The 24,962-nt window shown below is 61.9% G+C and carries 24 protein-coding genes; 19 read left to right on the top strand and 5 right to left on the bottom strand.

The window, feature by feature from the left end:
- From P0Y58_10565 to P0Y58_10500, 14 genes are all read left to right on the top strand, one after another.
- On the top strand, nucleotides 1-204 hold the full coding sequence (locus tag P0Y58_10565; protein WEK32606.1) for a cbb3-type cytochrome c oxidase subunit 3: 204 nt from the start codon (nucleotides 1-3) through the stop codon (nucleotides 202-204).
- Nucleotides 201-1,142 (top strand): cytochrome-c oxidase, cbb3-type subunit III, encoded by a 942-nt coding sequence (gene ccoP, locus P0Y58_10560; protein ID WEK32605.1) that lies wholly within the window; start codon nucleotides 201-203, stop codon nucleotides 1,140-1,142. The genes P0Y58_10565 and ccoP (P0Y58_10560) overlap by 4 nt, the downstream gene beginning before the upstream one ends.
- A 360-nt stretch (nucleotides 1,143-1,502) precedes the next feature.
- Nucleotides 1,503-2,945, top strand: a complete 1,443-nt coding sequence (gene ccoN / locus P0Y58_10555; GenBank protein ID WEK32604.1) for a cytochrome-c oxidase, cbb3-type subunit I — start codon at nucleotides 1,503-1,505, stop codon at nucleotides 2,943-2,945.
- Nucleotides 2,945-3,553, top strand: a complete 609-nt coding sequence (gene ccoO / locus P0Y58_10550) for a cytochrome-c oxidase, cbb3-type subunit II (protein ID WEK32603.1) — start codon at nucleotides 2,945-2,947, stop codon at nucleotides 3,551-3,553. The genes ccoN and ccoO overlap by 1 nt, the downstream gene beginning before the upstream one ends.
- Nucleotides 3,554-3,558: 5 nt before the next feature.
- The gene (locus P0Y58_10545; GenBank protein WEK32602.1) at nucleotides 3,559-3,750 is read left to right on the top strand and encodes a CcoQ/FixQ family Cbb3-type cytochrome c oxidase assembly chaperone; all 192 of its coding nucleotides are present in this window, start codon (nucleotides 3,559-3,561) and stop codon (nucleotides 3,748-3,750) included.
- A complete protein-coding gene (ccoP, locus tag P0Y58_10540) occupies nucleotides 3,747-4,727 on the top strand; it encodes a cytochrome-c oxidase, cbb3-type subunit III (GenBank protein ID WEK32601.1) in 981 nt (326 codons plus the stop codon). Before P0Y58_10545 ends, ccoP (P0Y58_10540) begins: the two co-directional genes overlap by 4 nt.
- 300 nt (nucleotides 4,728-5,027) lie before the next feature.
- The gene (gene ccoG, locus P0Y58_10535; protein ID WEK32600.1) at nucleotides 5,028-6,443 is read left to right on the top strand and encodes a cytochrome c oxidase accessory protein CcoG; all 1,416 of its coding nucleotides are present in this window, start codon (nucleotides 5,028-5,030) and stop codon (nucleotides 6,441-6,443) included.
- 15 nt (nucleotides 6,444-6,458) lie between these two features.
- Nucleotides 6,459-6,986, top strand: coding sequence for a FixH family protein (locus P0Y58_10530; protein ID WEK32599.1), 528 nt, complete (start codon nucleotides 6,459-6,461; stop codon nucleotides 6,984-6,986).
- A 136-nt stretch (nucleotides 6,987-7,122) separates the two neighbouring features.
- Nucleotides 7,123-9,597 (top strand): heavy metal translocating P-type ATPase, encoded by a 2,475-nt coding sequence (locus P0Y58_10525; protein WEK32598.1) that lies wholly within the window; start codon nucleotides 7,123-7,125, stop codon nucleotides 9,595-9,597.
- Nucleotides 9,576-9,791, top strand: coding sequence for a cbb3-type cytochrome oxidase assembly protein CcoS (ccoS, locus tag P0Y58_10520; GenBank protein WEK32597.1), 216 nt, complete (start codon nucleotides 9,576-9,578; stop codon nucleotides 9,789-9,791). Before P0Y58_10525 ends, ccoS begins: the two co-directional genes overlap by 22 nt.
- Nucleotides 9,784-10,467 carry a sulfite exporter TauE/SafE family protein gene (locus P0Y58_10515; protein ID WEK32596.1) on the top strand — a complete coding sequence of 228 codons (684 nt, stop codon included), beginning with the start codon at nucleotides 9,784-9,786 and terminating at the stop codon, nucleotides 10,465-10,467. The genes ccoS and P0Y58_10515 overlap by 8 nt, the downstream gene beginning before the upstream one ends.
- Nucleotides 10,468-10,687: 220 nt before the next feature.
- Nucleotides 10,688-12,070, top strand: a complete 1,383-nt coding sequence (gene hemN, locus P0Y58_10510) for an oxygen-independent coproporphyrinogen III oxidase (protein WEK32595.1) — start codon at nucleotides 10,688-10,690, stop codon at nucleotides 12,068-12,070.
- Between the two features lie 186 nt (nucleotides 12,071-12,256).
- A complete protein-coding gene (gene fnrA / locus P0Y58_10505; GenBank protein ID WEK32594.1) occupies nucleotides 12,257-12,991 on the top strand; it encodes a Crp/Fnr family transcriptional regulator FnrA in 735 nt (244 codons plus the stop codon).
- A 55-nt stretch (nucleotides 12,992-13,046) separates the two neighbouring features.
- Nucleotides 13,047-13,595, top strand: a complete 549-nt coding sequence (locus tag P0Y58_10500; GenBank protein ID WEK32593.1) for an adenine phosphoribosyltransferase — start codon at nucleotides 13,047-13,049, stop codon at nucleotides 13,593-13,595.
- A 128-nt stretch (nucleotides 13,596-13,723) separates the two neighbouring features.
- On the opposite strand, the gene recR is transcribed toward P0Y58_10500, so the two are convergent.
- The 3 genes from recR to dnaX all read right to left on the bottom strand — a co-directional run bounded on the left by recR (nucleotide 13,724) and on the right by dnaX (nucleotide 16,948).
- The gene (recR, locus tag P0Y58_10495) at nucleotides 13,724-14,326 is read right to left on the bottom strand and encodes a recombination mediator RecR (GenBank protein WEK32592.1); all 603 of its coding nucleotides are present in this window, start codon (nucleotides 14,324-14,326) and stop codon (nucleotides 13,724-13,726) included.
- A gap of 162 nt (nucleotides 14,327-14,488) precedes the next feature.
- Nucleotides 14,489-14,824: a YbaB/EbfC family nucleoid-associated protein gene (locus P0Y58_10490; GenBank protein ID WEK32591.1), complete on the bottom strand. Its 336-nt coding sequence runs from the start codon at nucleotides 14,822-14,824 to the stop codon at nucleotides 14,489-14,491.
- Between the two features lie 63 nt (nucleotides 14,825-14,887).
- On the bottom strand, nucleotides 14,888-16,948 hold the full coding sequence (gene dnaX, locus P0Y58_10485) for a DNA polymerase III subunit gamma/tau (GenBank protein WEK32590.1): 2,061 nt from the start codon (nucleotides 16,946-16,948) through the stop codon (nucleotides 14,888-14,890).
- A 124-nt stretch (nucleotides 16,949-17,072) separates the two neighbouring features.
- Between dnaX and P0Y58_10480 the strand changes: the two genes are divergently transcribed.
- Nucleotides 17,073-17,828, top strand: a complete 756-nt coding sequence (locus P0Y58_10480) for an ABC transporter substrate-binding protein (protein ID WEK32589.1) — start codon at nucleotides 17,073-17,075, stop codon at nucleotides 17,826-17,828.
- Nucleotides 17,829-17,985: 157 nt separating this feature from the next.
- On the opposite strand, the gene P0Y58_10475 is transcribed toward P0Y58_10480, so the two are convergent.
- Both P0Y58_10475 and P0Y58_10470 read right to left on the bottom strand, forming a co-directional pair.
- Nucleotides 17,986-18,255: a hypothetical protein gene (locus tag P0Y58_10475; GenBank protein ID WEK32588.1), complete on the bottom strand. Its 270-nt coding sequence runs from the start codon at nucleotides 18,253-18,255 to the stop codon at nucleotides 17,986-17,988.
- A 400-nt stretch (nucleotides 18,256-18,655) separates the two neighbouring features.
- Complete coding sequence (locus P0Y58_10470) at nucleotides 18,656-19,144, bottom strand: DUF2938 domain-containing protein (GenBank protein WEK32587.1); 489 nt, start codon at nucleotides 19,142-19,144, stop codon at nucleotides 18,656-18,658.
- 81 nt (nucleotides 19,145-19,225) lie between these two features.
- Between P0Y58_10470 and P0Y58_10465 the strand changes: the two genes are divergently transcribed.
- From P0Y58_10465 to P0Y58_10450, 4 genes are all read left to right on the top strand, one after another.
- Entirely contained in the window at nucleotides 19,226-19,624 is a 399-nt protein-coding gene (locus P0Y58_10465; GenBank protein ID WEK32586.1) for a helix-turn-helix domain-containing protein, read from the top strand.
- A 163-nt stretch (nucleotides 19,625-19,787) separates the two neighbouring features.
- Complete coding sequence (locus tag P0Y58_10460; GenBank protein ID WEK32585.1) at nucleotides 19,788-22,172, top strand: autotransporter domain-containing protein; 2,385 nt, start codon at nucleotides 19,788-19,790, stop codon at nucleotides 22,170-22,172.
- A gap of 68 nt (nucleotides 22,173-22,240) precedes the next feature.
- Nucleotides 22,241-23,044 (top strand): alpha/beta hydrolase, encoded by an 804-nt coding sequence (locus P0Y58_10455; protein WEK32584.1) that lies wholly within the window; start codon nucleotides 22,241-22,243, stop codon nucleotides 23,042-23,044.
- A 517-nt stretch (nucleotides 23,045-23,561) separates the two neighbouring features.
- A complete protein-coding gene (locus P0Y58_10450; GenBank protein WEK32583.1) occupies nucleotides 23,562-24,656 on the top strand; it encodes a site-specific integrase in 1,095 nt (364 codons plus the stop codon).
- The last annotated feature ends 306 nt before the right edge of the window (nucleotides 24,657-24,962 follow it).

Genomic DNA, 24,962 nt, shown 5'->3' with positions numbered 1-24,962 from the left:
ATGGAAATGGACATCGGCATGATCCGCGGCTTGGGCACCCTGGTGGTCATGATCGCCTTCATCGGCCTCTCGCTGTGGGTATTCAACCGCCGCCGCGACCGTGATTTCGCCGAAGCGCGCCTGCTGCCCTTCGTCGACGACCGCCTGCCCCCTGCCGGGCAGGAACCTGCTGCCACGACTGCTGCAAGGAGTAACGGGCAATGACCACCTTCTGGAGTACGTATATCAGCGTACTGACCATCGGTAGCCTGATCGGCCTGACCTGGCTGCTGCTCGCCACCCGCAAGGGCGAGAGCAAAAACAGCACTGACCAGACCATGGGCCACAGCTTCGATGGCATCGAGGAGTACGACAATCCGCTGCCCAAGTGGTGGTTCTGGCTGTTCGTTGGCACCTTGGTGTTCTCGGTCGGTTACCTGATCCTCTACCCGGGCCTGGGCAACTGGAAAGGCATTCTGCCGGGCTATGAAAATGGCTGGACCGGCGTTAACGAATGGCAAAAGGAAATGGACAAGGCCGACGCCAGATTCGGGCCGATCTTTGCCAAGTACGCTGCCATGCCCGTGGAAGAGGTTGCCAAGGACCCACAGGCGTTGAAAATGGGCGGCCGCCTGTTCGCCTCCAACTGCTCGGTGTGCCATGGCTCGGATGCCAAGGGCGCCTTCGGCTTCCCCAACCTCACCGACAACGACTGGCGCTGGGGCGGCGAGGCGGAAACCATCAAGGCCTCGATCATGAACGGGCGCCACGGCGTGATGCCGGCCTGGGCCGAAGTAATCGGCGAGCAGGGCGTGGCGGATGTGGCCGCGTTCGTGCTCACCAACCTCGATGGCCGTACCTTGCCGGAAGGGGCGAAGGCCGACGCCGCCAAGGGCGAGGAGATTTTCGCCAGTAACTGCGTGGCCTGCCACGGGCCTGAGGGCAAGGGCACCCCGGCCATGGGTGCGCCAGACCTGACCCACCCGCAGGCGTTCATCTACGGGACCAGCTTTGCCCAACTGCAACAGACCATTCGTTATGGTCGCCAAGGGCAGATGCCGGCACAGGCCGATATCCAGGGCAACGACAAGGTGCACCTGCTGGCAGCCTATGTGTACAGCCTGTCGCAGGATAGCACTGCTGAAACGGTGACCTCCAAGTAGTACCCCGGGGCCGCTTTGCGGCCCCCTCCCCGCTCTACCCCCTCCTTGCACCCCCTCCGAACAGAACTAAGCTTGTTGCCTCAGTGGGCTTCGCTCCGAAAGGACCGAAGCAGACGCGGCGCATAGCCTGTCGCCGTCCCGATAAAAGCCTGACCGATCGATCAGAAAAAGGTGAAAAACGGTACACATTACAAATATTTATTTGTGTACAATCGTTCAGACCCGATCACTGCGGGACATCAGTGAACGGGCCCGGACACGGGTCGGCGTACCAAAGTTGCGTTGCGGTAACCCGGGTGGTTATCAATACTGGCGCCGATTTTTCGACCAACAAGAACATTAAAACCGTGGAACCTTAGAATGAGCACAGCAATCAGTCCGACTGCTTATAACTATAAGGTGGTCCGCCAGTTCGCCATCATGACGGTGGTATGGGGGATCGTTGGCATGGGCGTCGGCGTCTTCATCGCCTCGCAGCTGGTATGGCCACAACTGAACCTGGACCTGCCCTGGACCAGCTTCGGCCGCCTGCGACCGCTGCACACCAACCTGGTGATCTTCGCCTTCGGAGGCTGTGCGCTGTTCGGCACCAGCTACTACGTGGTGCAGCGCACCTGCCAGACCCGGCTGATCTCCGACAGCATGGCCGCCTTCACCTTCTGGGGTTGGCAGGCGGTGATCGTCGGTGCGCTGATCACCCTGCCGATGGGCTACACCACCACCAAGGAATACGCCGAGCTCGAGTGGCCGCTGGCGATCCTGCTGGCCATCGTCTGGGTCACCTACGGGCTGGTGTTCTTCGGCACCATCGTCAAGCGCAAGACCAAGCACATCTATGTCGGTAACTGGTTCTACGGTGCCTTCATCGTGGTCACCGCGATGCTGCATATCGTCAACCACATCTCGCTGCCGGTCAGCCTGTTCAAGTCGTACTCGGCCTACGCCGGCGCCACCGACGCGATGATCCAGTGGTGGTACGGCCACAACGCGGTGGGCTTCTTTCTCACCACCGGCTTCCTGGGGATGATGTACTACTTCGTGCCCAAGCAGGCCGAACGGCCGATCTACTCGTATCGCCTGTCGATCGTGCACTTCTGGGCGCTGATCACCTTGTACATCTGGGCCGGCCCGCACCACCTGCATTACACCGCCCTGCCCGACTGGGCGCAGTCGCTGGGCATGGTGATGTCGATCATCCTGCTGGCGCCAAGCTGGGGCGGCATGATCAACGGCATGATGACCCTGTCCGGTGCCTGGCACAAACTGCGCACCGACCCGATCCTGCGCTTTTTGGTGGTATCACTGGCGTTCTACGGCATGTCCACCTTTGAAGGCCCGATGATGGCCATCAAGACCGTGAACTCGCTGTCGCACTACACCGACTGGACCATCGGCCACGTGCATGCCGGCGCGCTCGGCTGGGTGGCAATGATCTCGATCGGCGCCGTGTACCACATGATCCCGAAACTCTACGGTCGCGAGCAGATGCACAGCATCGGCCTGATCAACGCGCACTTCTGGCTGGCCACCATCGGCACCGTGCTGTACATCGCCTCGATGTGGGTCAACGGCATCACCCAGGGCCTGATGTGGCGCGCGATCAACGATGACGGCACCCTCACCTACTCCTTCGTCGAAGCCCTGCAAGCCAGCCACCCTGGCTATATCGTCCGCGCCCTGGGCGGTGCGTTCTTCGCCAGCGGCATGTTGCTGATGGCCTACAACGTGTTCCGTACCGTACGTGCAGCCAACCCGGTACAGGCTGAGGAAGCCGCCAAGATTGTCGTTGTGGGAGCGCACTGATGAAGCATGAAGCCGTCGAGAAGAACATAGGCCTGCTGGCCTTCTTCATGGTCATCGCCGTGAGCGTCGGTGGCCTGACCCAGATCGTCCCGCTGTTTTTCCAGGACGTCACCAACAAGCCGGTCGAAGGCATGAAGCCGCGCACCGCGCTGGAAGTCGAAGGCCGCGATGTCTATATCCGTGAAGGCTGCGTGGGCTGCCATTCGCAGATGATCCGCCCGTTCCGCGCCGAAACCGAGCGCTACGGCCACTACTCGGTAGCTGGCGAAAGCGTGTGGGACCACCCGTTCCTGTGGGGCTCCAAACGCACCGGGCCAGACCTGGCCCGCGTCGGTGGTCGCTACTCCGATGACTGGCACCGCGCGCACCTGTACAACCCGCGCAACGTGGTACCGGAATCGAAGATGCCGTCCTACCCGTGGCTGGTCGAGAACAAGCTCGATGGCAAGGACACCGCGAAAAAGCTGGAGGTGCTGCGCACACTCGGTACCCCGTACACCGATGCCGATATTGCCGGCGCGCGTGACGCGGTCAAGGGCAAGACCGAAATGGACGCCCTCGTCGCGTACCTGCAGGGTCTTGGCACCATCATCAAAAGCAAACGGTGACGCTGATGGATATCGGGATGATTCGCGGCCTGGGCACCGTCGTGGTGATGGTGGCCTTCGTGGGCCTTGCGCTGTGGGTGTTCAACCCACGGCGCAAAAAGGACTTCGACGAAGCGACCCAACTGCCCTTCGCGGATGACCCCGAAGCCACCCGGCACGTTGAGCAAGCAAAAGCTTCTGGGAGCAAAAAACAATGACAACCTTCTGGAGTCTGTACGTTACCGTCCTGACCCTGGGCACCATCTTCTCGTTGACCTGGCTGCTGCTGTCGACCCGCAAGGGCCAGCGCGAAGAGGTCACCGACGAAACTGTCGGGCATGCCTTCGATGGCATCGAGGAATACGACAACCCACTGCCGAAATGGTGGTTCTGGCTGTTCGTGGGCACCATCATTTTCGCCCTCGGCTACCTGGTGCTGTACCCGGGCCTGGGCAACTGGAAAGGCATCCTGCCGGGCTACTCGTACCTGGATACCGACAAGCAGACCGAGTTTTCCAACGGCCAGCCAGGCTGGACCGGCGTGCACGAGTGGGAAAAGGAAATGGCCAAGGCCGACGCCCGCTTCGGGCCGATCTTCGCCAAGTTCGCCGCCATGCCCATCGAGGACGTGGCCAAAGACCCTCAGGCGCTGAAGATGGGCGCACGGCTGTTCGCCTCGAACTGCTCGGTGTGTCACGGTTCGGACGCCAAGGGTGCCTTCGGTTTCCCCAACCTGACCGACAACGACTGGCGCTGGGGCGGCGAGCCGGACACCATCAAGACCACCATCATGGGCGGCCGCCACGGGGTGATGCCGGCCTGGGCCGAGGTGATCGGTGACCAGGGCGTGGCCGATGTGGCAGCGTTCGTGGTCAGCAAGCTCGATGGGCGCACGCTGCCGGAGGGCGCCAAGGCGGATTCCGAGAACGGGCAGAAGATCTTCGCCGCCAACTGCGTGGCCTGCCACGGGCCAGAAGGCAAAGGCACACCCGCCATGGGCGCGCCTAACCTGACCCACCCGCAGGCGTTCATCTACGGGTCCAGCTTTGCCCAGTTGCAGCAAACCATCCGTTATGGCCGCCAGGGGCAGATGCCGGCACAGGAGCAGCTGCAGGGTAATGACAAGGTCCACTTGCTGGCGGCTTATGTTTATAGCCTGTCGCACAAGGACCAGGAGCAGGCCAAGGCTGAGTAAGCAGGCCTGGCCCTTTCGCGGCTAAAGCCGCTCCCACATGATAATGCGATCCCTGTGGGAGCGGCTTTAGCCGCGAAGAGGCCGGTACAGCCCTGCATTTCTGGCAGGCTGATGACCTGGATCAATTGACACCCGCCATAACACGATTCACACCACGAACCCAACGCGACAAAAGGTCGCAGTGCGAACCCATACCGCTATCACCGGCGTATCATGGACCGCAGAGCGCTAGCAGATTGCGCGAGACTGCGGCCGGCACGCACTGGCCGCGGCGTTTCTCCACTGCCGTGGGACTAGATGATGAGCAAGCAAATTCCGGTACATGACGTCACCCCGCCTGCCAGCAAAGGGAAGGATTCCGTCGACCTCTACGCCTCCCGCGACAAGATTTACACCCGCGCCTTCACCGGCCTGTTCCGCCGCCTGCGCATAGTCGGTGGTGCAGTGCTGTTTCTGCTGTACTTCGGCACCGTGTGGCTGAACTGGGGCGGCCACCAGGCCGTATGGTGGAACCTGCCCGAACGCAAGTTCTACATCTTCGGCGCCACCATCTGGCCGCAGGACTTCATCCTGCTGTCGGGCATCCTGATCGTCGCCGCTTTCGGCCTGTTCTTCGTCACCGTATACGCAGGCCGGGTGTGGTGCGGCTACACCTGCCCGCAAAGCGTGTGGACGTGGATTTTCATGTGGTGCGAAAAGGTCACCGAAGGCGACCGCAACCAACGCATGAAGCTCGACAAAGCCCCCATGAGCGGCAACAAGTTCCTGCGCAAATTCGCCAAGCACAGCCTGTGGCTGCTGATCGGTTTCGTCACCGGCATGACCTTTGTCGGCTATTTCTCGCCCATCCGCGAACTGGCCATCGAATTCTTCACAGGCCAGGCCGATGGCTGGGCCTACTTCTGGGTCGGTTTCTTCACCCTTGCCACCTACGGCAACGCCGGCTGGCTGCGCGAACAGGTGTGCGTGTACATGTGCCCCTACGCACGCTTTCAGAGCGTGATGTTCGACAAGGACACGCTGATCGTGTCCTACGACCCGCGCCGTGGCGAAACCCGCGGGCCACGAAAAAAAGATGCCGACTACAAGGCCCAGGGCCTGGGTGACTGCATCGACTGCACCATGTGCGTGCAGGTCTGCCCCACCGGCATCGACATCCGCGACGGCCTGCAGATCGAGTGCATCGGCTGCGCGGCCTGCATCGACGCCTGCGACAGCATCATGGAGAAGATGAACTACCCCAAAGGGCTGATCAGCTACACCACCGAACACAACCTCTCCGGGCAGAAAACCCACATGCTGCGCCCGCGCCTGATCGGCTATGCGGCGGTGCTGCTGGTGATGATCATCGGCCTGGCCACCGCCTTCGCCACCCGCTCGCTGGTCGGCTTCGATGTGAGCAAGGACCGCGTGCTGTACCGCGAGAACGCTCAGGGCCGGATCGAGAACGTGTACAGCCTGAAAGTGATGAACAAGGACCAGCGCGACCACGTCTACGTGCTCGACGCCGCCGGCCTGCCGGACCTCAAGCTTGAAGGCCAGCGCGAGATCCGCGTGGCTGCCGGTGATATCGTCAGCCTGCCTGTGCAGCTGTCGGTCGCCCCTGAAAAACTACCATCGACCACCAACGAAATCACCTTCATCCTCAAGAGCGCTGACGACAGCGACGCCGAGGTTGAAGCCAAGAGCCGCTTCATCGGCCCACAGATCCGCTAAGAGAGATTACGCACAATGGCTGCCACCGCCGTCGACCCCTGGTACAAGCACCTCTGGCCCTGGATCATCATCGGTATCCTCACCACCTCGGTGTGCCTGAGCCTGAGCATGGTCAGCATCGCCGTGAACAACCCGGACAACCTGGTGAACGACAACTACTACGAGGCTGGCAAGGGCATCAACCGCTCGCTGGACCGCGAGCTGCTGGCCCAGCAACTGAGCCTGAAGGCCAGCGTGCACCTGGACGAGCTGACCGGCGAAGTGGACTTGCGGCTGAGCGGCAGCAGTGGCCCACAAAACCTGGAGCTGAACCTGATTTCGCCCACCCAGCCAGAAAAGGACCGCAGGGTGCTGCTGAGCCGGGTCGACTCAGGGCGCTATGTGGGGCAGCTGGAAGACAAGGTTGACGGCCGGCGCTTCGTCGAATTGCTGGGCAGCGAAGGTGGCAAGGTGTGGCGCTTGTTTGAAGAGGAAAAAGTGGAGCATGGTGTGACCTTGCAACTTGGCGATGAAGCCCTGCAAGGTGCCGAGCACCAACAATAGCAACACCGAAAATCCCTGTGGGAGCGGGCATGCCCGCGAATGCGACAGCTCAGGCAAAGGTGTTTTCAGGCCTGACGCTTTCGCGGGCATGCCCGCTCCCACAAGGTTTCCCACCTGCCTGAGCAGTGCTTGCCTTATGACCCAACCCACCCCCTGCTACCACTGCGCCCTGCCCGTCCCCGCCGGCAGCCGCTTCAACGCCGTGGTCCTCGGCCAGCCGCGGCAGTTCTGCTGCCCCGGCTGCCAGGCGGTGGCCGAGTCGATCGTCGCCGGTGGCCTGGAGCACTACTACCAGCACCGCAGCGACAACAGCGCCAACCCCGAGGCCCTGCCCAAACAGTTGCAAGACGAACTGGCCCTGTACGACCGTAGCGACGTGCAGCAAACCTTCGTCCGCCACCTGGGCGAGCTGGCCGAAACCACCCTGCTGGTCGAGGGCATCAGCTGCGCCGCCTGCGGCTGGCTGATCGAAAAGCACCTGCGCAACCTGCCCGGCGTCGCCGAGGCCCGCCTGAACCTGTCCAACCACCGCCTGCTGCTGAGTTGGGACGACAAGCAACTGCCGCTCTCGCGCCTGCTCGCCGAGTTGCGCCAGATCGGCTACGCCGCCCACCCCTACCAGCCCGACCAGGCCGCCGAGCAACTGGCCCGCGAGAACCGCAGCGCCCTGCGCCGCCTGGGCGTGGCCGGGCTGCTGTGGTTCCAGGCGATGATGGCGACCATGGCCACCTGGCCAGAATTCAACATCGACCTGTCACCCGAACTGCACACCATCCTGCGCTGGGTGGCACTGTTCCTGACCATCCCCATTGTGTTCTACAGCTGCACGCCGTTCTTCAAGGGCGCGGCGCGCGACTTGCGCACCCGCCACCTGACCATGGACGTTTCGGTGTCGCTGGCCATCGCCCTGGCTTTCGGTGCCGGCATCTGGACAGCCATCACCGGCAGCGGCGAGCTGTACTTCGACACGGTGGGGATGTTCGCCCTGTTCCTGCTGACCGGCCGCTACCTGGAGCGCCGCGCCCGTGAGCGCACCGCCGCAGCTACCGCGCAGCTGGTCAACCTGCTGCCGGCCTCGTGCCTGCGCCTGGACGCTTTTGGCTGCAGCGAACGCATCCTGCTCAGCGAGCTGCACTGCGGTGACACGGTACAGGTGCTGCCCGGCGCGGTGATCCCCGCCGACGGGCGAATCGTCGAAGGCCGCTCCAGCGTCGACGAGTCGTTGCTGACCGGCGAATATCTGCCACAACCGCGCCGGGTGGGTGAGCGAGTCACCGGCGGCACGCTGAACGTCGAAAGCACGCTGAACGTGGAAGTCGAAGCGCTGGGCCACGATTCGCGGCTTTCGGCCATCGTCCGCCTGCTGGAACGCGCCCAGACCGAAAAACCGCGCCTGGCCGAAATCGCCGACCGGGCCTCGCAGTGGTTCCTGCTGTTCTCGCTGCTGGCTGCCGTGGTCATCGGCCTGTGGTGGTGGTACCTGGACCCGGCACGGGCGTTCTGGATCGTGCTGGCAATGCTGGTGGCCACCTGCCCTTGCGCACTGTCGCTGGCCACGCCAACGGCGCTGACCGCTGCCACCGGCACCCTGCACAAACTCGGCCTGCTGATCACCCGCGGCCATGTACTGGAAGGCCTGAACCAGATCGACACGGTGATTTTCGACAAGACCGGCACACTGACCGAGGGCCGCCTGACCTTGCGCAGCATCCGCCCGCTCGGCAGCCAGGCCGCCGACCGCTGCCTGGCCCTGGCCGCCGCACTGGAAAACCGCTCCGAACACCCCATTGCCCGCGCCTTCGGCCGCACTGCCACGCCTGCCGAAGATGTGCAGACCGTGCCCGGGCTAGGGCTGGAAGGGCTGGTCGACGGCCAGCGCCTGCGCATTGGCCAGGCCACTTTCGTCTGCGCCTTGAGTGGTGCGGAAATACCCGGCGTGCCGGAACCACGCGGCCAATGGCTGCTGCTGGGTGACCGCCTGGGCCCGCTGGCCTGGTTTGGCCTGGACGACCGCCTGCGCGACGACGCCCCGGCCCTGCTCGCGGCCTGCAAGGCCCGCGGCTGGCGGACGCTGCTGCTGTCGGGCGACAGCTCGCCGATGGTTGCCGAAGTGGCGGCGCAACTGGGCATTGACCAAGCCATTGGCGGCCTGCGCCCGGACGACAAGCTGGACCGGCTGAAGGCGCTGCAGGCGGCCGGGCGCAAGGTGCTTATGCTCGGCGACGGGGTCAACGACGTGCCGGTGCTGGCCGCAGCCGACATCAGCATCGCCATGGGCAGCGCCACCGACCTTGCAAAGACCAGCGCCGATGCCGTGCTGCTGTCCAACCGCCTGCAGGCCCTCGTACAGGCCTTCGAGCTGGCGCGCCGCACCCGCCGCAACATCCTCGAAAACCTGCTGTGGGCCACGCTGTATAATGGCCTGATGTTGCCGTTTGCCGCGCTCGGCTGGATCACGCCGGTATGGGCGGCCATCGGCATGTCGGTCAGCTCGTTGATCGTCGTGCTCAACGCCCTGCGCCTGACCCGCATGCCGCTGGCATCGAGCCTGCCGAAAACCGAAGCACCCCTGCCCGGGAGGAAGCCGTCATGCCCGCCCTCTATGTCATGATCCCCGCAGCCCTGCTGCTGGTCGGCGTGGCCGTATACATATTCTTCTGGGCGGTGGATAGCGGCCAGTACGACGACCTTGAAGGCCCCGCCCACAGCATTCTGTTTGACGACCAGGACCCGCGCCACCAGGCTGCGGTGAAGCCTGACGACACCCCGGCCGACGCCGACAAGGAACCACCACCCCGTGCCTGACCTGCTTCCCCTGCTTGGCTCGGCACTGGTCCTTGGCCTGCTTGGCGGCGGCCACTGCCTGGGCATGTGCGGCGGCCTGATGGGCGCGCTGACCCTGGCCATTCCCCCCGAGCAACGTGGCAAGCGCCTGCGCCTGCTGCTGGCGTACAACCTCGGGCGCATCCTCAGCTATGCCTGCGCCGGCCTGCTGCTTGGCCTGGCCGGCTGGGCCGTGGCCAGCAGCCCGGCCGCCCTGGGACTGAGGGTGGTGGCAGCGCTGTTGTTGATCGCCATGGGCCTCTACCTGGCCGGCTGGTGGAGCGGGCTGACCCGCATCGAAGCCCTGGGGCGCGGGCTGTGGCGGCATATCCAGCCGGTGGCCTCGCGCTTGTTGCCAGTGTCCAGCCTGCCCCGGGCGTTGCTGCTGGGGGCGCTGTGGGGGTGGCTTCCGTGCGGGCTGGTGTACAGCACGCTGTTGTGGGCGGCCAGCCAGGGCAACGCCGGGTACAGCGCGGCGTTGATGCTGGCATTCGGGGCCGGGACCTGGCCGGTGCTGCTGGCCACCGGGTTGGCGGCGGAGCGGGTGAATGCCTTGTTGAGGCGGCGCAGTGTGCGGGTGGCTGGCGGGGTGCTGGTGATGTTGTTTGGCGTCTGGACCCTGCCTGGGCCCCACCAGCACTGGTTGATGGGGCATTGAATGGGGCTGCTGCGCAGCCCAATCGCCGGCAAGCCAGCTCCCACAGGTATTGCACAAGACTTGAGACTTGCACGGCCCCTGTGGGAGCTGGCTTGCCGGCGATTGGGCCGCACAGCGGCCCCCGATCGCACTGCCGATTCCCCTTGATGCAAATCAAAACAGATTCCTACAGACAGCCATAGACTCCGGTGCACTGCTGCTCTTTCCGGGGACCGCCCACATGCTCGACGACATTCGTTGGGATACCGACCTGATCCGCCGCTACGATCTGGCCGGGCCACGCTACACCTCCTACCCGACCGCCGTGCAACTGCACAGCGAGGTGGGCTCGTTCGACCTGCTCCACGCCCTGCGCGAGAGCCGCCGGGCCGTGCGCCCGCTGTCGCTGTACGTGCACGTGCCGTTCTGCGCCAACATCTGCTACTACTGCGCCTGCAACAAGGTGATCACCAAAGACCGCGCTCGCGCCGCGCCCTACCTGCAGCGCCTGGAGCAGGAAATCCAGCTGGTCGCCTGCCACCTGGGCCCCAAGCAGCGTGTTGAACAACTGCATTTCGGCGGCGGCACGCCCACTTTCCTCAGCCACGTGGAACTGCGCCAGCTGATGGCCACCCTGCGCCAGCACTTCCACCTGCTGGACGACGACTCGGGCGACTACGGCATCGAGATCGACCCCCGCGAGGCCGACTGGTCGACCATGGGCCTGCTGCGCGAGCTGGGGTTCAACCGCGTCAGCCTGGGCGTGCAAGACCTCGACCCGGCCGTGCAGCGCGCGGTCAACCGCCTGCAGAGCCTGGAACAGACCCGCACACTGATCGAGGCTGCGCGCACGTTGCAGTTCCGCTCGGTCAACCTGGACCTGATCTACGGCCTGCCCAAGCAAACCCCGGAAGGCTTTGCGCGCACCGTCGAAGAAGTGATCCGCCTGCAGCCCGACCGCCTGTCGGTGTTCAACTACGCCCACCTGCCCGAGCGTTTCATGCCCCAGCGGCGCATCGACAACAACGACTTGCCCAGCCCGGCCGCCAAGCTGGAGATGCTGCACGCCACCATCGACCAGTTGACCGCCGCCGGCTACCGCTACATCGGCATGGACCACTTCGCCCTGCCGGACGACGAACTGGCCATCGCCCAGGAAGAAGGCACCTTGCAGCGCAACTTCCAGGGTTACACCACCCACGGGCACTGCGACCTGATCGGCCTGGGCGTGTCGTCCATCAGCCAGATCGGCGACCTGTATTGCCAGAACAGCAGCGACCTCAACACCTACCAGGACAGCCTGTCCAACGCCCAACTGGCCACTCAACGCGGCCTGCTGTGCAATCACGACGACCGTGTGCGCCGGGCAGTGATCCAGCAACTGATCTGCCATTTCGAGCTGGACTTCGAACCGATCGAGCAGGCCTTCACCATCGATTTTCGCGGCTATTTCAACGATATCTGGCCAGAGCTGCTGACCTTGCAGCGCGATGGCCTGATCAGCCTGGACGACAAGGGCATCCGCATCCTCCCGGCCGGCCGCCTGTTGGCGCGCTCGGTGTGCATGGTGTTCGACGCCTATCTGGCGATGCACAACCGCCAGCGTTTCTCGCGGGTTATCTGAAAACCGAGACGTTCAACCGCATGGACAAGGCTCCTTGCCAGGCACACTATGGGCACACAAAAACTCCCGGCAGAACGCCTGCCGGGGTTTCGCCAGGGCGCACCATCAACGCGCACGCTGGCCTACACCCTCTGTCGTGGGTTACCCTTACGACTTATGTGTGCTTTCCCACAAGGATCGATTGAAATGTCCGAGCCAGTCAAACTGCGCCCACACAACCAGGCCCATTGCAAGGATTGCAGCCTGGCCCCCCTGTGCCTGCCACTGTCGCTGAACCTGGACGACATGGATGCACTGGATGAAATCGTCAAGCGTGGACGACCGCTGAAAAAAGGCGAGTTCCTGTTCCGCCAGGGTGACAGTTTCGGCTCGGTCTATGCAGTACGCTCCGGCGCCCTTAAAACCTTCAGCCTCAGCGACAGCGGCGAAGAGCAGATCACCGGCTTCCACCTGCCCAGCGAACTGGTCGGCCTGTCGGGCATGGACACCGAAACCTACCCGGTATCGGCCCAGGCGCAGGAAACCACTTCGGTGTGCGAAATCCCTTTCGAGCGGCTTGATGAGCTGTCGGTGCAACTGCCACAGCTACGTCGCCAGCTGATGCGGGTAATGAGCCGGGAAATCCGCGACGACCAGCAAATGATGCTGCTGCTGTCGAAAAAAACCGCAGACGAGCGCATTGCCACCTTCCTGGTCAACCTGTCCGCACGCTTCCGCGCCCGTGGCTACTCGGCCAACCAGTTCCGCCTGAGTATGTCGCGCAACGAAATAGGCAACTACCTGGGCCTGGCGGTGGAAACCGTGTCGCGGGTGTTCACGCGCTTCCAGCAAAACGGCCTGCTGCGTGCCGAAGGCAAGGAAGTGCACATCCTCGACCCGATCCAGCTGTGTGCGCTGGCCGGTGGCGCAATGGAAGCCTGAGGCCTGCGTTTAGCGGGTATACTTTGGCATTCGTTTTCCCAGGATACCCGCAACAATGTACAGCGACGCCTTCGACCTCAAAGCCCTGATCCGCCCGGTAGTTGACTTCCCCAAACCGGGCGTGATCTTTCGCGACATCACCCCGCTGTTCCAATCGCCGCGCGGGCTGCGCTATGTGGCCGACCAGTTCATCGAGCGCTATGTCGAGGCTGAGTTCAGCCACATTGGTGCCATGGACGCGCGGGGCTTCCTGATCGGCTCGATCATTGCCCACCAGCTGAACAAGCCGCTGATCCTGTTCCGCAAGCAGGGCAAGCTGCCGGCTGACGTACTGAGCGAGGGTTATCAGACCGAGTACGGCGAAGCTTTCCTGGAAGTGCATGCCGACAGCCTGTGCGAAGGCGATTCGGTGTTGATCTTCGATGACCTGATTGCCACTGGCGGTACGCTGCTGGCGGCGGCCAACCTGGTGCGTCGTACCGGGGCCCAGGTGTTCGAAGCGGCGGCGATCATTGACCTGCCGGAGCTCGACGGCTCGCGCCGGCTGCAGGCGGCGGGTGTGCCGACCTTCTGCCTGACCGAGTTTTCCCTCAGCGAATACTGAGTTCTTGGGGGCGCTTTGCGCCCCATCGCCGGCAAGCCAGCTCCCACAGGTACAGCGCTAGTTTGAGGCCTGTGGCAATCTGTGGGAGCTGGCTTGCCGGCGATGGGCTGCAAAGCAGCCCCAATGGATCAGAGCGAAATCGGCCGACGCCCCGCGAAGGCATGGGCCAAAGTCCCACCATCGACCATCTCCAGCTCACCGCCCAACGGCACACCATGGGCAATCCGCGACGCCACCAGCCCCTTCTCGTTCAGCAACTGCGCAATGTAATGCGCCGTCGCCTCGCCTTCCACCGTCGGGTTGGTCGCCAGAATCACCTCGGTGAATGTGCCCTGCTCCTCGATGCGTGCCATCAGCTGCGGAATGCCGATCGCCTCCGGCCCCAGGCCGTCCAGCGGCGACAGGTGGCCCTTGAGCACAAAGTAGCGGCCACGGTAGCCAGTCTGCTCCACCGCATACACATCCACTGGCCCCTCGACCACGCACAGCTGGGTATCGTCACGGCGCACGTCCGCGCATTGCGGGCACAGTTCCTGCTCGGTGAGGGTGCGGCACTGCCGGCAATGGCCAACCCCTTCCATGGCCTGGGTCAGGGCCTGAGCCAGGCGCATGCCGCCGCTGCGGTCACGCTCCAGCAGTTGCAGGGCCATGCGCTGGGCGGTTTTCTGGCCGACACCTGGCAGGATGCGCAGGCCGTCGATCAGTTGGCGGATGAGGGGGCTGAAGCTCATGGGGATGGCCTGACAAATCAATAAGAGGCGGTTTATACCCAGCGTGGGCAGCGGCGTCAAATCAGCTCTCTGCTCCCACAAAAACAGACCACGGCCGGGTTGGAATTTCTCCAAAAAAAAACCGCCGCTGGTATCAGCGGCGGTTTCAGTATCGCAATGCCCTTAGAACGGCATCTTGAAGCCCGGCGGCAGTTGCATGCCGGCGGTCATGCCGCCCATCTTGTCCTGGCTGCTCTGCTCGATCTTGCGCACGGCATCGTTCAGTGCGGCGGCGATCAAGTCTTCCAGCACTTCCTTGTCGTCTTCTTCAGTCGACATCAGGCTCTGGTCGATGCTGACGCGCTTGACGTCGTGACGACCGGTCATCACCACGCTAACCAGGCCGCCACCGGACTGGCCGGTGACTTCGGCGTTGGCCAGCTCTTCCTGCATTTTCTGCATTTTTTCCTGCATCTGCTGGGCCTGCTTCATCAGGCCGGCCATGCCACCTTTCATCATGGGGTATACCTCGATTGGGTCGTGTGATGCGGCCCGGCGCAGGGCCAGCCGCATGGTTATCCGTTACTGGCCCTGTTTGGCCAGGGCCTCTACAGGCTCAATAGTATCCTGCCGCACCTTGGCACCGAACAACTTGATCATCTGCTGGATCAACGGATCCTGCTCAATCGAAGTCACCGCGTCCTGCTGGCGCTCTGCGCGCCTGCGCGACGCGGCCTGGGCCGGGGTTTCCTGCTCGGGCAGAATCAGCTCGATGCGCAGGTTAAGTGTGCGCCCCAGGTGCTGGTTGAGCGCATCGTTCAAGCGCCGCTGCTGGGTCGTGTTGAACAGCGCACCCTGGCCAGGATCCAGGTGCAGCAGCCAATCGTCGCCATCAGCGGCAATCAGCGTACAGTTTGCCGCGATGTTGCCTGTCATCCCGGACACAGGCAACTGCGGGAATAATTCCAGCCATTGCAGGGCCAGCCCGGTGGCCGGCCTGGCGGCTGGCAGCGGTTCGGCAGCGGGCTTGGACACGTCTTCCTGAACATGTTCGGCCAACTCGTCCAGGTAGCTGAAACCCACCGGGTCGCTTTCACCGCCGTAATAATCTTCGTCCAACGGCGGCTCATCGTCGCGGTCCATGCCAACATCGGTGTAGGCGGATGGGTCGAACGGAGGTACATCGTCGTGCGCCGGGGCAGCAGTCTCGGGTGCGGGTGTGGGTGTGGGCACAGCCGCAGATTCAGCCGCTACCGGCGCGGGCGCATCTGCCGGCTCTTCCCACGGCAGGTCGACAACCTCCGCGACAGGCTCAGGTACGGAAATGGCCTCGATCTCGGCCTGCAGCTCGAGGTCTGGCTCGGCCTCCGGCTCATGGTCAGCTACCGCAGGTGCAGGCACCTCCAGCTGCGGGGCGGCCGCCACGGGCTCTGCCGGCACGGCGGCGATAGACGATGAGGGCTCGGTCGACGCCGAGGCTGCCACCTTCGCTGCAGGATCAGCTGTGGCCTGGCTGATCCCCACTGGCTTTAGCACCGGTTTCGGCGCGTCGTCGGTGTCGGCAGGGCGGAACGCCAGCATGCGCAGCAGGACCATCTCGAAGCCACCACGCGGGTCCGGCGCCAACGGCAGGTCCCGGCGGCCGATCAGGCCCATCTGGTAATAGAACTGCACATCCTCGGCCGGCAACGCCGTAGCCAGCGCCAGTACCCGCTCCCGGTCGCCCTGGCCGTTGTCCACCGCTTCCGGCAGCGCCTGAGCAATGGCCACACGGTGCAATACGTTAAGCATCTCGGCCAGCACGCCAGCCCAGTCCGGGCCCTGCTCGGCCAGGCTGCGCACGGCTTCCAGCAAGGCCCGGGCATCGCCTTCGAGCAACGCCTGCAACACACCGTAGACCTGGCCGTGATCAAGGCTGCCAAGCATTGCCCGCACATCGGCGGCCAGCACCTTGCCTTCGCCAAAGGCGATGGCCTGGTCGGTAAGGCTCATGGCGTCACGCATCGAGCCATCAGCCGCACGGCCCAGTAGCCACAGGGCATCCGGCTCGAACGGCACGTTTTCGGCCGCCAGTACGTGGCTGAGGTGCTCAACCACCCTTTCCGGGGTCATGTTCTTCAGAGAGAACTGCAGGCAGCGCGACAGGATGGTGGCCGGCAGCTTCTGCGGGTCGGTGGTGGCGAGGATGAACTTGACGTAGGGCGGCGGCTCTTCCAGCGTCTTGAGCAAGGCGTTGAACGAGTGCGTCGAGAGCATGTGCACTTCGTCGATCAGATAGACCTTGAAGCGCCCACGGCTCGGGGCGTACTGCACGTTGTCCAGCAGTTCACGGGTGTCTTCGACCTTGGTGCGGCTGGCGGCGTCGATCTCGATCAGGTCGACGAAACGGCCTTCATCGATTTCACGGCACACCGAACAGGTGCCGCACGGCGTGGAGGTGATGCCGGTCTCGCAGTTCAGGCACTTGGCGATAATACGGGCGATGGTGGTCTTGCCCACGCCCCGGGTACCGGTGAACAGGTAGGCGTGGTGCAGGCGCTGATTGTCCAAGGCATTGATCAAGGCCTTCAGCACATGGGCCTGGCCGACCATTTCGCGGAACGAGCGCGGACGCCATTTACGTGCAAGAACCTGATAACTCATCGAAAAACCATCGTAGCCTGATAGAGCGGAAGATCGCTAATGCTAGCGGAGCGGGGGCAAAATTGCACCCTGCGTGAGTCGTCTAAGCTGTGAGGCAGGCGCGTTGTTCAGGGAGGATACGCCTTTGCGAAGTTTACTGGCCCTGCTGTTGCTCTGGACCACCCACAGCCTGGCTGACCAGCCTGTGCTGCGCTTCTCTGTGGCCGAGAGCTGGAGCATGCCACTGGTACGCATCGAAGGCGATCAGCCCGTGGAGGGGTTGCTTTACGACCTCATACAGGCCGTTGCCAAGGAAGTGGGCGCACGCCCCGAGTACCACGTCATGGCCCGCTTGCGCCTGGAAGAGGCCATGAGCAGCGGCGATATCGATGTGCGTTGCTACGTCAGCACTCAATGGCTCAATGAGCGACCAGGGGATTACGTGTGGAGCATCCCGCTGATCCACCAGCGCGACGTGCTGGTGGGGCGCGTTGGCGACAGCAGCCCTATGCCCCCGGAGCAACTGCCGCCTCAGGCCATCGGAACGGTGCTGGGCTACACGTACTCGACCTTGCAACCGCTGCTGGACCAAGGTCACCTGCGGCGTGAGGACAGCCGCAGCCAGCAGCTGGTGCTGCAGAAGTTGCACGCCGGGCGCTACCGGCATGCGGTGAGCAACCAGCTCTCGCTGCAGTGGTTCAACCACGGCTTGCCCGCCGAGCAGCGATTGCAGGTGCTGGCGGTGCTGGAGGAACAGGACCTGGGGTGCATGGTGCGCAACGACCCGGCGATACCGACACAAGGGCTGTTGCGGGTGCTGGTGAGGATGAAGCAGTCGGGGGAGATCGAGCGGATTGTGCGGCGGTATGGGGGGATGGGGGTTTTGGCGACTGGGCCTTGATTTGATTGGGGCTGACAGCTGTACGTCGATAGTTTTTTATTGCCTGTTAGATCGAGCGCCGCCCGCGCGGCGCTCGATCTCGCAGGCACCAAACAACCCAAGCCAAGCACCTGGCAGCCAGCACGCGATCACCTGCAAGTCACCAGCGCCTACAAATTTACCGCCGCTCAACCGCCAGAGCTACAGCATCAGCCTGCCCCCAGGCTATCTGCATGGCCCGCAACCCATGCTCCAGCAACTGCCGCGTTTCCTCATCCTCAATACGCTCAAGCGCCCGACGGCTATCGCTGTAGGCAAACATCAGGTAGTGGGAAACATTCATCAGCGCGAACTCCATCGGCACGATGCCTTCGCTGATAGCGCGGGAAAGGGACTTACCTTGGGGAAGATCGAAGACGTGGGGTGGATCGGGGACCAGCTTTTTCATGACAGCTCCACATGTGATTGTGCTGCTGCCCTTTGTTTCCACACATTGGGTGGCAGCTGTACGCGGGGTGGAAAACCAGGCATGTGGAAACCCGGTAGGTCGAGGACCTCCCGCGCACAGCTGCCAAAACGACAACTTCCACAATACTACCCGGATTTCCACACCCGATCGCTGAACCGACAGCGACCGCAAAAGCCTAGTGGGCGGTGATCCCCGGGACAATCAGACGGGAGTCGACGCAGGTCGTAGGATAATTCGCTGCACTTACATGACCTGTAGGAGTTTTCTCAGAGTGATGTCAGATCCATCTAAAAACACAGCATGCCTGCGATTACCAAAGCCGTTGGAGGCATCATGCCCTTAGCCAAATTGCAGACTCGCCCTGAGCGGATCAACTGGCTCAGATCAAAGCCAGCAAACTCGCACTCATGAACAACCCCACACCAAACACAAAATGCGTTGCCAAACTCTTCAAGCAGTTACGCGCAGGTGTCGGCGTCCTGGATGCAAAGAACCCCGCCCCCATCGCCGGCTGCATGAAGCACAGCGGCGCCACGACTGTACTCACACCAACAACTACTGCCGGTAACAACGTAGGCGCCAGCAACCAGCCCTCCCCCACGACCGTAACCAGCAGCATCGCAAACAGCACGCCAATGGCGTAGTGAATCCCCCACCCCAACGCCAGCTCATGGCGCATCGGCTCCGCCCTGGCAATCGCCTGGTGCCGTACACGCCCCTGCAGCAAATGCCCCGCCCAACGCCCGACCATAGCAAAGTTAGGCGCGGCAACACCTAGCCGTCTCAGCAGCAGCCCCCAGAGGTCCATCACCACCGTGGCACCGATGCCAATCGGCAAAGCAGCTGAAAACATCGCAGTAAACGTCATTGAAAAGCCCTCGAAGATTGACGGTCATCACCCTGCCGCGCAGCATAGAAGTTGAAGTCAACTTCAAGTCAAGGGCCCAAAATGGACATTGCTGATGTCGCCAGACGCACAGGCGTACCCGCCTCGACGCTGCGTTATTACGAGAAGAAAGGTTTGCTCAAATCACTCGCCGGGCGTGGCCAACGGCGGCAGTTTGCAGCTGATGTCGCAGACCGGCTGGCCTTGATCGCCTTGGGGCAGGCTGCGGGGTTTTCGCTGGATGAGGTGGGGGCGATGCTGGTTGACCTGCAGGTCGACCGCCAGATGCTGATTGCCAAGGCTGATGAACTGGACGCAAAAATCAAACGATTGCAGGCGATGAGCAAGGGCCTGCGGCATGCCGCGCAGTGCCCGGAACAGGATCACCTGACCTGTCCAAAATTTCAGCGGTTGATGAAGCTCTCGGCAACTGGAGCGCTGGGGGGCAAGCCCAGGAAATGACTTTAGAACCCACGAAACACCTGTACTAGAGCCACTTCATCGAAAAGATGGCCATTTGACATGCATTGTAACGAATGGGTACATTTCGGGCCGCGCTCTGGATGGTGCACACAAAGAAGGTGCCATTCACTCCCGTGAAGCGCTGTGAAGACTAAGGACTGAAATGTATTTCAAGCAGAGCCTACTGGCGGTTGCAGTATCCATCGCCTACGTATCCGCCGCTTATGCCACCGATGGCAAAGTAATCACCTCTACCAACTTCCCCAATGGCTTCACCAACAGCACCGAAGCAACAGGTAGCGGAGACAACTCGATAGGCCTGCATTTGCTAGACGTTGTAGTCGGTGACAGGCAGGCCGAGAATGCAGGCCTCTACAACGGGAATATCATCAACTCGGCCACGGTGACAGCCAGCGGTGTTGACTCAAGTGCAATGACCATCGAGCAGACACCCCGCCCTGACTTCTACAAAGTCATGGCCGGCTCGCTCACCAACAAGTCCAACATCCAGGCGGTAGGTGAAGGCTCCACAGGCCTGCATCTCTCGGGTGCTGTGCTGGGTGGCGTCGTGCAGAATGATGGCGTGATTTCCGGCGGCGGCGTAGGCCTGGACCTGGACAGCACCCGCAACGCAGACCTCGACCCTAAAAACTCTCTGCCTTCCTGGGTCCAGAGCATCGACAATGCCGGCGTAATCGAAGGCGTCAGTGCAGACGGCCTTTCGGGTCGCGGTATTTTGGTAGACGGTGTCAACTTCACCAACCCGGAAAAAGGCATCACCAACTCCGGCACCATTCGCGGCGGTGAGATTGGCATTGATCTTGACCAGTTCACCATGAACCCCAGCGATTACAACCTCCCACCGGTTGACAACGAGCGCCTGCAAATCAATGCCGATTCCGGCTTGATCCAGGGCGGTAGCTACGCCATCTATGGCGCCGAAGGCCGGGCAGACCTGAACATTGGCGAAGTTGGCAGTGACGAACTGTCGAGCATCGTCGGCAATATCAATGGCATTGACCGGATTCTGGTCAGAGGCAACGGCCTGATCGACGCCAGCCTGATCGAAGCGGACAGGCTGCGGATCAGCGAGAACGCCACACTCACATTGGCAGCGGTGCACACCACCCTCGACGGCGATTTCAACCTCATGTCGGGCGCTACCCTGGGCCTGCCATTAAGCGTGGAAACTCAAACCGGCAAGCCAGTACTGACCGTGACCGGCACTGCGGACCTGGCCAGCGGATCGACCGTGGTGATCAACGCCAAGGGCACAGACTTTGCCCAGGGCGGCGCCAACTACGACCTGATCAGCGCGCAAACCCTGAACATTGCCCCCGACGTTGTGATCAAGAGCAGCTCATCGCTGCTGACCGTCAACAGCTCCACCCTCGCTGACGGCACGCTGAACATCAAAGTGACCGGCGTTGGCGACGAAGAAACCGGCAGCGTGATCGAGAGCGGCGGCGGTGACGCCACTGTTCAGGGCGCTGGCCAGTCCTTCATGTCGGTAGCCGAGTTGCTGGCTCAGAACAGCCCGAATGACCCGGTGCTCAAAGCCCTGATGGCGGCAGGCTCTGACGCCCAGGCCATCGCCAATGTGGCCAAGCAATTCACCCCTGAGGTGAACGGTGGCGCAGCCTCTGCCGCCAACTCGAGCATTACCTTGGTCAACAATGCTATCAGCAGCCGCTCCAGCAACCTGCGTGCGGGGCAGTCTTCGGGCGACCTGCTGTCGGGTACGGGCGCGTGGTTCCAGATTCTGTCCAGCCAAGCCAACCAGGATGTACGTTCGGGTGTCGAGGGCTACGACGCCAACTCCCGCGGCTTTGCCTTGGGCGCTGACCACAAGCTGAACGGCAACACCGTTCTGGGCGTGGCCTACAGCTATGTGAAAACCAATGTCGAGTCCGACAACGGCAACAAGACCGATGTCGAAAACAACACCCTGACCGCTTACGGCACCTGGACCGAAGGCAACTACTTCGTCGACGGCGGCCTGTCGTATGGCAAAGGCAAGAACGACTCGAAGCGCTACATCTCCGGCACCACTGCCAAGGGTAGCTACGACAGCGACATGATCGGCCTGAACGTGATGGCTGGCTATGGCTTCCATTTCGACCACAACCTGCTGGTTGAGCCACGCGTGACTGCACGCTACACCAACCTGTCCATCGACGGCTTCTCCGAGCACGGCTCTTCCGCTGCCCTGAAAACCGGCGACCAGCGCCTGGAAGTGGGTGAGTTGGGTGCCGGCCTGCGCGTGGCTGGCGCCTTCGACCTGGGCAAAGGCACCCTGGAGCCCGAATTCAAGGTCATGGCTTACCACGACCTGATTGCCGACAAATCCAGCACAACTTCGGCCTTCACCCTCGGCGGCAACTCGTTCGTGGCAACCGGCGTAACCCCGGCGCGCAACAGCTACGAAGCGGGGATTGGCGTCAACTACAAGCTGGGCGCTGTGACCATCGGCGGTAGCTACGAGCGCCTGATGAAGACTGGCTTCGATGCTGATGCCTTCACGGCAAAAGTGCGTTACGACTTCTGACCCTGAAAGCCTGCTGACCAATCAGCCCGCCATCTGGCGGGCTGATTCATTTTCACGGTGGCCCGACAATGCTCAAGCAACTGCTCACCTTTGCTGCAATCATGTCAGGGCTTGCAGGCTGTTCGAGCCAGCAAGCCAAGCTGAATGAATGGGCACGGGACCATGGGGCAAAGACCGAGGTGGTTCAGACCTCGCCGTTTCCCATCCTGGCCCTCACACCCGCCCAGTTCACACCAGGCCCCCGCCTGACCATTTATATAGAAGGCGACGGCCACGCCTGGTCGACCCCGTCACAACCCAGCCTGGACCCATCACCGCACGCTTTCGCAGTTGCCGAGCTGGCCACGCGCAGCCACCCCGGTATCTATGTGGCCAGGCCCTGCCAGTTCGTGATGGCAGAAGGCTGTGACACGTCTGTCTGGACCAACGCCAGATTCAGCCCGAAGGTTATTGAAGCCATGAGCGCAGCAGTCGACCTGTTCAAACGCCGGTATGGCGCAACCTCCATAGAGCTGGTCGGGTATTCGGGAGGCGCGGCAGTCGCCCTGCTGCTGGCCGAGCAGCGTAATGATGTCAACCAGATACAGACCATTGCCGGCAACCTGGACCCAGCCGCGTGGGTAAAGCACCATGGCTTGTCGCCGCTGACAGGTTCACTTGAACCGACCGTGGAGGGTGCAATACTTCGGGAGATACCACAGAGGCACTTCGTCGGGCGCGACGACCGCACAATAGAACCTGAATTGACGCGCGATTATGTAGAACATAGCGGTTCTAACTGTACGCAGCTGGTTACATTGCCTGGCGACCATGCCACAGTGTTGGCGGCGTTCGATTCGCAGCGGCTGAGTGGCCCTATTGCATGCGATTGAGCAGGATAGGATCTGGACAGGCAGAGGTTTTCGAACCCCTGAAATGGAGGCGGCCCCACCAGCCACACCCCGGCACTCGATGTTCCCGCTATGGCTGCTTCCTTCCGGATCTGACCAGGTCGCATGCAAGCATGCACGGGAATCAATGCGGGCCTTATGGGACAAGGGTTTCAGGCTGATGCGGTAGCAAGAAATCTCCCCGTGCGGACACCCCGCACAGACGCTCGGAGATCGGGGTGCGACCAGAATTGTTCCACTCAATTGGTCCACTTTACTGGTCCACTCTGGTGTTTTCTCATGACCTACATTGTCCGCCGCCAGTCCGTTTACTACCTCAACCTTCGACTACCCAAGCACCTATTCCCCAACCGACACACCCTTCGATTGTCCCTGCGTGTACGTGAACGTCAGGCAGCTCTCTTCCTTGCCTCGTCATTAGCTCAGCAGGTTAATCGCCACCTGAGCGAGCACCCGTTAACTGCCCCAGAAACGCTACGTACGCTGTGTGAGCAGTGGCGTGAAGCGACACCTCAAGTATCCGTCCCGACCGTTTCAGGGGGGGGTTCCAGCAGCCATACAGAAGCCAAGAGCCGAAGGCCCTACTCTGGCCACCCTTTCCAAGCTTTATATAGAAGAAGGGAAACGCGGTGGCACATGGCGACAAGGCAGCATCGATGACATTGAACGTGCCCTAGCCGATCTATTCGAGCTGGTGGGTGATATGCCTGCGATAGCCTTCGATGCTCAGCAAGCTCGTATCCTAAAGGAACGGCTCAGCCGCTGCCCCCAGTACTTCAGCCTACGTCCCGAGTTCAAGGGTAAGACGTTGAAGCAGGTGGTTGAGTCAGGCAGCACCTACAAGACCATCACTGCCGTCACGATTAATAACCGCTTACGTAAGCTCACTGCGTTCATGAACTGGTCCAAAGCGAATGGGTACGTCACTGACAATCCTCTCGCTGGCATGAAGGTCATGGCGGGGTCAGCAAAAGAAGCACGACTCTCATTCGACCGCAGCGACTTGGCGACACTGCTGAGTCATGAGGCGCTGCGGCAGGAAGCACGCAAGCACCCGTGGCGTTACTGGTTGCCTTTGATGGGTAGAGCTACAGGGGCACGACTGGAAGAGCTATGCCAGTTGCGGGTTGATGACTTCACTGAACACCAGGGTATTCAGTGCATTCGCATTGATGACAGCCGTGAAGGCCAGAACCTCAAGAACGCCAGCAGCCGACGAGTACTTCCCCTGCACCCTGTCCTGCTGGACCTGGGCCTGCTTCAGCATGTTGAATCGGTCAAAGCTACCGGCGCTGATCGTGTATTCCCTGAGCTAGAAGCAGTGCGGGGCAAGCTCGGCCATGCTCCGTCGAAGTGGTTCGGTCGCTACAAGACAAGACTTGGTATCACCGACCCCCGCAAGACCTTTCACAGCTTCAGACATACGCTCATCGATGACCTGCGTGACGCCGGGGTCCAGGACTCGCTTATCAAACGCATTGCTGGACACGAAGACGGAGCCGTAACGTTCAGTGTTTACGGCAGCCGTAGCCCGCTGAAGGCGATGCTGGAGGCTCTGATGCAGATAAATCTGCATGACGACATAGGACACTGAGGGTTTTACGATAGAACTTATATAGCAGTAGAGCGCTGGCGCTACATAAACTCTATAGCAACAAAGATTAGTTGCTATAGAAGTTCTATAGCAATTAAGAAAACAGCCACTCGAAAGCAAAAAAAAATACACTTCTACGGCTTGACTTCACGCAAAGAAACTGTACTCTTTTCGCAAGCCAGAGCCACTGGCTACCGCAATACCCTACCAGGCCCGCACCTCGCTTATTTACGTCTCTGGCCATTGAGCAGAACGGGTTTCGTGCTGCCCGAGGTAAGGCTAATAGCTCCCTTTTCTAACTGGGAC

Origin of the sequence: Candidatus Pseudomonas phytovorans (assembly GCA_029202525.1) — a bacterium.
Taxonomy (GTDB): Bacteria; Pseudomonadota; Gammaproteobacteria; order Pseudomonadales; family Pseudomonadaceae; genus Aquipseudomonas; species Aquipseudomonas phytovorans.
This window is presented reverse-complemented; position numbering and strand designations above follow the sequence as displayed.

Excerpts from the sequence above, each read along its gene's own strand:
- P0Y58_10460 (WEK32585.1), top strand. The coding sequence starts at position 19,788 with ATGTATTTCAAGCAGAGCCTACTGGCGGTTGCAGTATCCATCGCCTAC.
- ccoO (WEK32603.1), top strand. The coding sequence starts at position 2,945 with ATGAAGCATGAAGCCGTCGAGAAGAACATAGGCCTGCTGGCCTTCTTC.
- ccoP (WEK32601.1), top strand. The coding sequence starts at position 3,747 with ATGACAACCTTCTGGAGTCTGTACGTTACCGTCCTGACCCTGGGCACC.
- P0Y58_10470 (WEK32587.1), bottom strand. The coding sequence starts at position 19,144 with ATGACGTTTACTGCGATGTTTTCAGCTGCTTTGCCGATTGGCATCGGT.
- P0Y58_10490 (WEK32591.1), bottom strand. The coding sequence starts at position 14,824 with ATGATGAAAGGTGGCATGGCCGGCCTGATGAAGCAGGCCCAGCAGATG.
- P0Y58_10565 (WEK32606.1), top strand. The coding sequence starts at position 1 with ATGGAAATGGACATCGGCATGATCCGCGGCTTGGGCACCCTGGTGGTC.
- ccoP (WEK32605.1), top strand. The coding sequence starts at position 201 with ATGACCACCTTCTGGAGTACGTATATCAGCGTACTGACCATCGGTAGC.
- P0Y58_10465 (WEK32586.1), top strand. The coding sequence starts at position 19,226 with ATGGACATTGCTGATGTCGCCAGACGCACAGGCGTACCCGCCTCGACG.
- fnrA (WEK32594.1), top strand. The coding sequence starts at position 12,257 with ATGTCCGAGCCAGTCAAACTGCGCCCACACAACCAGGCCCATTGCAAG.
- P0Y58_10530 (WEK32599.1), top strand. The coding sequence starts at position 6,459 with ATGGCTGCCACCGCCGTCGACCCCTGGTACAAGCACCTCTGGCCCTGG.
- ccoS (WEK32597.1), top strand. The coding sequence starts at position 9,576 with ATGCCCGCCCTCTATGTCATGATCCCCGCAGCCCTGCTGCTGGTCGGC.
- ccoG (WEK32600.1), top strand. The coding sequence starts at position 5,028 with ATGAGCAAGCAAATTCCGGTACATGACGTCACCCCGCCTGCCAGCAAA.
- recR (WEK32592.1), bottom strand. The coding sequence starts at position 14,326 with ATGAGCTTCAGCCCCCTCATCCGCCAACTGATCGACGGCCTGCGCATC.
- P0Y58_10475 (WEK32588.1), bottom strand. The coding sequence starts at position 18,255 with ATGAAAAAGCTGGTCCCCGATCCACCCCACGTCTTCGATCTTCCCCAA.
- P0Y58_10545 (WEK32602.1), top strand. The coding sequence starts at position 3,559 with ATGGATATCGGGATGATTCGCGGCCTGGGCACCGTCGTGGTGATGGTG.
- P0Y58_10525 (WEK32598.1), top strand. The coding sequence starts at position 7,123 with ATGACCCAACCCACCCCCTGCTACCACTGCGCCCTGCCCGTCCCCGCC.
- ccoN (WEK32604.1), top strand. The coding sequence starts at position 1,503 with ATGAGCACAGCAATCAGTCCGACTGCTTATAACTATAAGGTGGTCCGC.
- P0Y58_10500 (WEK32593.1), top strand. The coding sequence starts at position 13,047 with ATGTACAGCGACGCCTTCGACCTCAAAGCCCTGATCCGCCCGGTAGTT.
- hemN (WEK32595.1), top strand. The coding sequence starts at position 10,688 with ATGCTCGACGACATTCGTTGGGATACCGACCTGATCCGCCGCTACGAT.
- dnaX (WEK32590.1), bottom strand. The coding sequence starts at position 16,948 with ATGAGTTATCAGGTTCTTGCACGTAAATGGCGTCCGCGCTCGTTCCGC.
- P0Y58_10455 (WEK32584.1), top strand. The coding sequence starts at position 22,241 with ATGCTCAAGCAACTGCTCACCTTTGCTGCAATCATGTCAGGGCTTGCA.